Genomic DNA, 7,872 nt, shown 5'->3' with positions numbered 1-7,872 from the left:
CGCCGTCGGCCGCGGCGCCGACGGCCGGCCGGTGACGATCGCCGCCGGCTCCGACCGGGCGGCGACGCTACTGGCCGAGGTCGTTGACCGGGCCGCCCGCCGCTGGGCCGGCGGCGAGGACGTCGTCCTCGTCGCCGCGGCGGACGAGCCCGGTGCCCACCTGCGGATCGACGCCGCGTGGCGGCGGGTCAGCCCTCCGGGGTGACGGCGCTGACCCGCGTAGACCTATTTGGCTACAAGACCCCTGGTGAGTCAGCTGCAGGACTCCGGTGGAGCGTCACGGCAGCCGGACCGGCACCGCCGCCAGGCTGGCCATCGACGTCGCCCTCGATGCTGTCGTCCGACAGCCAGTAAAACGCGGAAGAGCGGACGGCACCGTCTGCGATCAACCCACATGATTCGCGGGCGCGGGCGACCGCCGAACTGTTCGACACGATGGCGTGCGCTCCAACGATTCGCGCCCAGTCCTCGGCATGATATCGGACCCAACGATCGGACGTGATTTCCCGATCGAACACCGGAACAATGATGAACGACGGCGCCGTTTCACGCACGAGCGCGTCGATGGATCTGTCGTAATTCTCTGTGCTCCAGGACATATCCTCGCAGATGAGCACGGCGAATCGGCCGAGATTTCCCTCCAGGATCGTGAGGTGCTCGCCAGTTGCGACGTACTCATCGAGCGGTCCATCTCCCCCCAAGTACGGCTCAAGTTGCCAGTCGCGCAAGTGCGTCACCTGCAACTGGAACCCGTATCTCTTGTCCTGCTCGGAGAGGCGTTTCCCGCTCACCCGGTCGAACAGCACGGCTCGGTTGGGCGGGCGTTCCCCATGGTGGCCTCCCGTGGGCCCGGTGCCAGCGAGTATCCATCGCAAAGGCGACCCGGTCGGTGGTTCCTCCTCGCCGAGGACGGTCGTCCAGGCATCCACGCCTGCATCGTCCAGAACACTCTCCGGTAGGACGCCGATGACGGCACCTGATTCGTCCAAGGCATCGCGGAGGGCACGGACTCGACCGACATCACTGAGGGCCTCCCCCGGGGATACCTGGTACTCGTTCGGGACCGGTCTGCCAAACACGAACTCGTCGAGGTCCATCGCAACGGGAGCGCAGCCGAAAACGATGTCGGCGGGCCTGGTGTCCGAGGTCGGGTCGACCACTGCCGGAAGATTCACCAGCCGGACTCGCGCCCATTGCGCCGGGGACACCCGGACAACGGCCCCGAAGTGCACGTCGTCCACGGGGTCGCCGTGACGCCAGAGAAGAGCGCCCGGTGCCCTGTCGTTCAGCTTTCCGGTCTCTGCTGCTCGTTCGATGACGTCCCCTAGAGCTCCCGCCTGTGCGAACTCCAGGCGACCACGGGGGTGGCCAAGTAGCAGGGCATCGTCGATAGCGAGCGCCAGGGCGAGGGCCGGCACGGCTCCCTCGAGCGCGCGATGGGCCGCTTCTGCCGTCACTCCCCCGGCCGTAACCAGCTCGCCGGCGATGTTGACGGCCTCTTGGTGCGCTGCCACGACTGCGAGGTCGGTCACCGCCGCCCACTGCTCGGCGAAGTGGTCCCACAGTTCGCAGAAGCAATCTGCAAGGTCCGCCGGTAGAGTTGACATCTGGATGCCTCCTCGGCCCCTCGGCATCGAGGATCCGCACTCAAGCCGCCCGGATCACGCGCCGAAAGATGACTGATGATTGACATGTCCGAGTCCCCAGAGTATGTTCGTCCCATGAGTGACGTAGCCCGCGCGGCGCGCGGCGCCGCCGCTGAGCGCCTCCGCCGAGCGTTCGAGGACGCCGAGGCGGCGGAAGCGCATGGCGGATGGTTGCGAACCGTGGCGGCGCTCCTAGTCGATGCCGCAGTGGGGCTCGATGTCGACGCGATCGGCGTTGCGGCCGACGGTCTACGCCGAACAGCGGCGCGAGCGAGTAACCCTGTCGCGTCCGAGCGACTCCTAGTGCTGGCAGAGGTTGCCCGCGCCGCAGCAGCACGCGCCGACGCCGAGGCGACGCTTCGAGCGATCGAGCCCGGCTCGGTGGCCGGAAGGCTCGTCGTCGCCGTCGCTTCACAGCCGGGGATCTCCAGTAAGGACCTTGCGGAAGCGATCGGCGTCACCGAACCGCAGGTCAGTCGGGCTAGTAGGCGCCTGTTCGATCTTGGCCTGGTGGTCAATCGGAAGATGGGTCGACGCAAGATGTGGTTCGTAACCCCGCTCGGGCAGCTCGCTGTCGAGCAGCTGACGGGAAGCGGCGAGCGAGACCGCGGGAACTTGCCCGGGGGGGTCAACGTTCCAGCGCCGCACGAGCCTTCACGTCGCATCACAAACCTCGCTCCCGTCCCCAGCGATGTAGTTGTGAGGGCGACCGTGCTCACCTGGCTGGAGGCCCAGCCGGACGCGGTCCACCGAGTTGCCGTGACCGGACTGCCTGGGCTCGGAAAGAGCACCTCGGTCGCCGCGTACGTTCACCGCCACAGGGAACAATACGACATCACGTGGTGGATCCGTGGCTCGAACATCGAAGGCGACCTGGCGGCATTGGCTGACCGGCTCGGTGCGCCAGGTCGCTCGTCCCCCGGCGTCCACGGCCTCGCCGCGCAAGCAATCGAGTCACTCGAGCATGCGGCCGAACGCTGGCTGCTCGTCATCGACGACGCCGATGACGCGGCGTCGGTGACTCCGTTCATCCCCGTCGGGGAAAATGGACGAGTCATTGTGACGTCACGATCGCTCGTGTGGCCACCGGAGTGGAGCGTGCACCATGTCGCTCCCCTGTCGCATACCGAAGCGATCACGCTGGTCGAGAAGACCCTTGGACCGTTGACGCCGGCGACGGAGCCAGTGGCAGACATCCTCCACCCACTCGCCCTCCGCCTTGCCATTGGGTCAGTGCAGCGCGGCCTCGTTGCGGCCGACGAGTGGGCACACCTCGGACGCACCCGCCAAACGGGCCGATCAGGCAACGGCGACGGCAGTCGTAACGTTAGCGAAGCTATCCATCTCGCATACGAGGGAGTCCGTCGCAGCGACAGCACGTCCGCCCATCTCCTCGGCGTGCTGACCTTCGTCGGTGCGGGGGAGCTCGAACTGTCAGACCTCAGTCGTATCGAGAGGTTCAAGGATGTCGATCAGCTTGAGACGGCGCTTGAGTTGACTGCCGACTTGGGGTTCGTGATGTTACGTGATCGTCGGTGGGCCGCTATTCATCCACTCGTCCAGCGCGCGCTCCGACACCGACTCGAGTTCGAGGCTCGTGCGACGTTCATTGGCGACGCCGTCCGCCTCATGTACGAGTTGCTTCCAGCCAAGAGCAGGAATCCGGAGGAGTGGGCACCGTACGATCGCCTCTGGACCCAAGCACGCGGTGCCGTCGAGAACGTCGACCCGACGCTCGACGACGATGTGCTCGACCTCGCTGCGGACGTTTCTGCGCGCCTCGCAGACTACGCGCAGGCGAGGGCACTGTTCGAAGACGCCAAGGACCTCAGCGAGCGAGCGCTCGCAATGGCCGAGCGCTGCTTCGGATCCCAATCTGCGGCAGTGGCGCGCCGACTCCGGCGCCACGGCGAGATCCTCCGTGATGTTGCCGACATCGCTGGGTCCCTTGTGCATCTACAGAGAGCGGATGATGTTGCGCGCCACTGTGACGACCTCGATGTCAGGGAACGCTTCTTGATTGCTAACAGCCTCGGCAGCGTGGTGAGAGACACAGGGGACCCCGCGGAAGCACTTGCGATTCACCGGGCGGCACTGGCCTCAGCGGAAGGTGCGGCGACCGAAGAGGTGCAGCCGCGTCACAAGGCGATCGCGTGGTCTGACATCGGTAGGGCGCAGCAGGAACTCGGGCGGTTCGACGAGGCGGAGGACGGGTTCCTACGCTCGATTGACTTGAAGCGAGCGCAGGTCGGCGTGCGACCGCCGAGCGGGAACCGCCAACAGCAAAACGCTAACGCGGAGGTCGCACGAACGGAGATTCGCCTTGGCGCGTTGCTAACCGAAACGGGCGAGTTCGAGCGCGCCGATCGATACCTCGCAAGTGCCCTCGGCGTGCTTGAGAAGGCCAGTTCCGAGTGGGCGCCATGGCGAGCGAGGGCTCACGTCGCCACTGGATGGTTGCGACGGCAGCAGGGACGCTACAGCGAGGCGCAGGAGCACTTGGAGCGCGGGGTCAAGGGGTTGATGCTGTCCCACGGCGCCGACCACCACGAAGTGGGACGCGCACGAGCGAAGCTTGCCTACCTGCTGTGGGACCGCGACGCCATCCGTGATGCACGGAGGCACTTCGAAGCTGCGGTCGAGATCGCCGAGCGCACGTTCGGCTCCGGTCATCCCGATTCCGCGCATGCGATGAGCGGCCTTGCCGTCGTTGTGCAGGACTCGGGGAATTTGATTCTTGCTGAGGAGTACCACGAGCGAGCGGTGACAATCTTCGAATCGACGTACGGTCCCGATCACATTGCCTATGCCGAGGCCCTCGACAAGCTCGGATACACACTCCGTGAACAGGGCCGTCCCCGCGAGGCGTTGCTAAGGCACCAGCAAGCTTTCGACATCTTGACTGGTCACGTACGTCGCATGAGACATCCGCACCAGCGCATATGCGCGATGCCGCTCGTGAACCAGGCGAGGGCTCTACGCGACGAGGGCGAGTTGTCGGAGGCGAGGCGCCGAGCGTCGGAAGCGCTCGCCCTCCTTCGCGAAGGCGATCGCGACCTCGGGATCGTATACCTTGTACTTGGACAAATCACACGCGACGAACGCGACTACACATCTGCCCTCGTGTGGTTCGAACAGGCGAGGAACGCGTTTGTCACGAGCTTCGGCGAACGCCATCGTGACGTCGCCGCGGCGTGGCGACACATTGGCGTCACCAACCAACACGCGGGGCAACTCGTCGAGGCGCAAAACGCACTCCGCATTGCCGTCGACATCTTTCGACTGCTCGAAGAGGTCAACCCGCAAGAGGTGAGAACGGCTCAAGAAGACTTGATGATGGTCGACCTGCTGCTTCAGAAGGCGGGACGACCGCCGTCTGCCGTTCTCGACCGCGTCCTTGTAACAGCTCGGTCGTGATGGGTCACCACCCCGCTCCATCGGCGGTGCCGGGAAAGGGCCCAACCGGCCACCAGACCGAGCTGCCAATGGCGAAAGGAAGAGCTGTCCGTTCGGCGGTCCGCCGGCTCTCGTGTGATGGTTCGCCGCCGATCGGCACGACAGCCGCGTCTCCCGACCGGCCGGCATTCGCGCAATGCAGTCGGTCGTCTGGACGGGCACGGAGGTCGTCGTCGTGGGCGGCCTGTGCCGGTACACGCCACGGACGCCTGGCGGCCGCTCGCCGCCTCGTCGATGGACGCGCCGGTAGGCCAGTGCCGTGTGGACGGGGACGAAGATGGCCGTCTTGGGCGGCGCACCGGGGTACGCCACGGTTGCCTGCGACACCAAGCGTCACCGGTGGCGGCGGCTCGCCGACTCCCCGGTCGCGGCCGCCGAGCCGGCCGCCGTCGCCTGGACGGGAACGGACCTGGTCGTCGTACGGGGGTTCGAGGCGATCTCCGGCGACCCCGCCACGGACACCGCCGCCCTGCGACCGGCGGACGGCACCTAGCGGGCACTGCCTCACCCGCCGGGTGCCGCGGCGTGCCGCGCCGCCGCCGCTTGAACCGGAGGTCGTCCTCTGGGGAGGCAGCGTCGGGTGCGAGACACCCACCCACCCCCCGGAGCGGGGCATGGCACTGTCGCTCGGCGGGCCGTAGCCGGCGCGCGGCGTCAGAGCCCGGGACGACGGCACGTCGTCCCGGCAACGCGACCCTGCGGACCCGGGTGCCGACCTGCGGATCGACGCCGCGTGGCGGCGGGTCAGCCCTCCGGGGTGACGGCGCTGACCCGCGTCGACCAGTTGGCGATGAGGCCCCTCGTGCGGTGGCAGGTGAAGTCGGCGAGCCACTCCTCGTACGTGCAGTTCGAGGCGATGTACTCGTTGGCGAACCACACCTGGCCGTTGTACGTCGTCGCCGCCGGGTAGTCGCCCCAGCGGGGCCGCGGCGACGGCGGCTCGGTGCCGGCGCAGTTCTCGAACACGTACTCGCAGAACCCGTCCTCCGGCGCGAGGCCGGTGGCGGCGACGAACACGCCGACCCGGCCGTCGGCGACGAGCGAGTAGGCGGCGGTCGGGAACCAGTCGTCGCCGACGAGGGTGAACCCGACGGCGCCCCGCCCGTCCGGCAGGGTGGCGAGCCCCGGATAGATCACGTTGTTGCCGGCGACGGCGAGGTAGCCCTGGCCGGCGACGGTGCCGTCCGGCCGGAAGGCGAACCACGCCCCGCCGGCCTGGATGTTGCCGCCGACCTCGACGATCGTGTCGAGCGTCCCCCACACCCGCTCGCCGTCGTACCAGGTGTTGAACACCCGGGTGTCGCTGCTGTCGAGCGGGCCCTCGACCTCGTTGGGCGACGGCCCGAGCCCGGGGAGGCACTTGACGACGAGGCAGTCGCGCAGCGGGGTCGGCCCCTGCTTCTGCTCGGACAGCGGCGGCACGCCGTACACCTGCGTCTCGACCACGTTGGCCTCGAGGCGCACGGCGAGCACCGGCCCGTCGAGGGACCGCGTGTTGGACAGCGTCCACAGGGCCATGCGGTCCGAACGGCCGCTCGGGTTGCCGGTCTCGGCCGCCGCCGTGGAGCTGAGGAGGTACTCGCTGCCGCCGTCGGCGTCGGCGAACACGCCCTCGGGCGACGACGCGGGGATCAGGGTGAACGCCGGGATCGGGTGCTCGCCCTCGGTGAGGGCGATGTTCTCGAACTGGAGGGCGCGCAGGTGGGCCGGGCCCGACGCCAGCTGGCGGCGGGAGAAGGCGTAGAGCTGGGCGCCGTTGAAGTTCGTCCCGAACTCGCCGGGGTCGTCGAACCACGGGTACTCGTTGACGGTCACGTACACGCCGTAGCGGTCGGCGCCGATGTGCGGGTAGTCGCCGATGCACGGGCAGCCCTGGTGGCTCGGCGTGCCGCCGGTGCCGTCGTCGATGGTGTTGATGGCGTAGAAGTCCCAGCCGCCCCGGGGGTTGTCCGTGCGGCTGACGGCGAGGTCGACGTGGTTCTGGAGGGTCAGGCCGCCGGTGCGCCGGTCGGCCTCCAGGGTCAGCACGACGTGGACCCAGCGGTCGTACAGGTCGTCGTAGAAGCAGCTGGGGTCGACCAGCTGGGGCCCGAACTTGCCGGTGGTGCGGTTGATGGCCGCCGGATAGCCGTAGAACGTGTTGAGGCTGATCGGCTGGGACGCCGGGTTGCCGTTCGTGTCGTAGACCCGCAGCGCCGAGTTGACCGTCTCGAGCACGTAGCCGTTGCCGACGCACAGCCCCTGGTCGGGCGGCTCCCAGGAGAACTGGTTGCCATTGTTGGTGACGTAGCGCTCCTGGTAGAGGTTGATGCCCTCGAAGCTCTCCGACAGGCCGGGCCGTTGGCGGCTGACCCGGGTGGCGGGCGCGACCGGGACGGGCAGCTCGCCGGGGGCGGTCGACCGGGCGGTGGCCGGGTCGGGCCGGGTCGAGAGGCTGCGGCCGACGGCGCCCCGCACGGCGGACGCGACGGCCAGGTCCTCCTCCTCGCCCGGCGGGGTCTCCGGCCCGAGCGTGCCCTCGGGGAGGTGCCCGACGGCGTCGTCGAGGGAGCCCAGGCTGGCCCGCCGCTCGATCGTGCGAACGTTCGTGTCGGCGACGGCGGCTCCCGCCGAGGCCGTGTCCGGCGCCGCCCCGGCCGGCACCCCCGCGAGGACGGCGACCGCCAGCACCGCCAGGACCGCGCCGACCTCCACCGACCGACGGAAGACCCTCATCGGCAACCCCCCAGCTCGTAGCGCAGGACGAGCCGGAACCTACGCCTGCTCCGGG

General features: G+C 68.5%; 5 protein-coding genes. 3 read left to right on the top strand and 2 right to left on the bottom strand.

The genetic code is table 11. The features are described from left to right. Positions 1–205: hypothetical protein (locus VGB14_10605; protein ID HEX9993367.1), on the top strand; the 205-nt coding region annotated here is incomplete at its 5' end. A gap of 28 nt (positions 206–233) precedes the next feature. Here the strand turns inward: VGB14_10605 and VGB14_10600 are convergent. Continuing rightward, positions 234–1,532 carry a hypothetical protein gene (locus VGB14_10600; GenBank protein HEX9993366.1) on the bottom strand — a complete coding sequence of 433 codons (1,299 nt, stop codon included), beginning with the start codon at positions 1,530–1,532 and terminating at the stop codon, positions 234–236. A 189-nt stretch (positions 1,533–1,721) separates the two neighbouring features. Here VGB14_10600 and VGB14_10595 point away from each other — a divergent pair, with 189 nt between their 5' ends. Both VGB14_10595 and VGB14_10590 read left to right on the top strand, forming a co-directional pair. Continuing rightward, positions 1,722–5,063 (top strand): tetratricopeptide repeat protein, encoded by a 3,342-nt coding sequence (locus VGB14_10595; protein ID HEX9993365.1) that lies wholly within the window; start codon positions 1,722–1,724, stop codon positions 5,061–5,063. A 316-nt stretch (positions 5,064–5,379) separates the two neighbouring features. Beyond that, positions 5,380–5,595: a hypothetical protein gene (locus tag VGB14_10590; protein ID HEX9993364.1), complete on the top strand. Its 216-nt coding sequence runs from the start codon at positions 5,380–5,382 to the stop codon at positions 5,593–5,595. Positions 5,596–5,846: 251 nt separating this feature from the next. Here the strand turns inward: VGB14_10590 and VGB14_10585 are convergent, their stop codons facing one another. Continuing rightward, positions 5,847–7,817, bottom strand: a complete 1,971-nt coding sequence (locus VGB14_10585) for a hypothetical protein (GenBank protein HEX9993363.1) — start codon at positions 7,815–7,817, stop codon at positions 5,847–5,849. Positions 7,818–7,872: the final 55 nt, after the last annotated feature.

The sequence above is a fragment of the Acidimicrobiales bacterium genome, assembly GCA_036399815.1.
Classification (GTDB): domain Bacteria; phylum Actinomycetota; class Acidimicrobiia; order Acidimicrobiales; family DASWMK01; genus DASWMK01.
The sequence above is the reverse complement of the archived record's forward strand: the minus strand, read 5'-3'. Positions and strand labels throughout refer to the sequence as shown.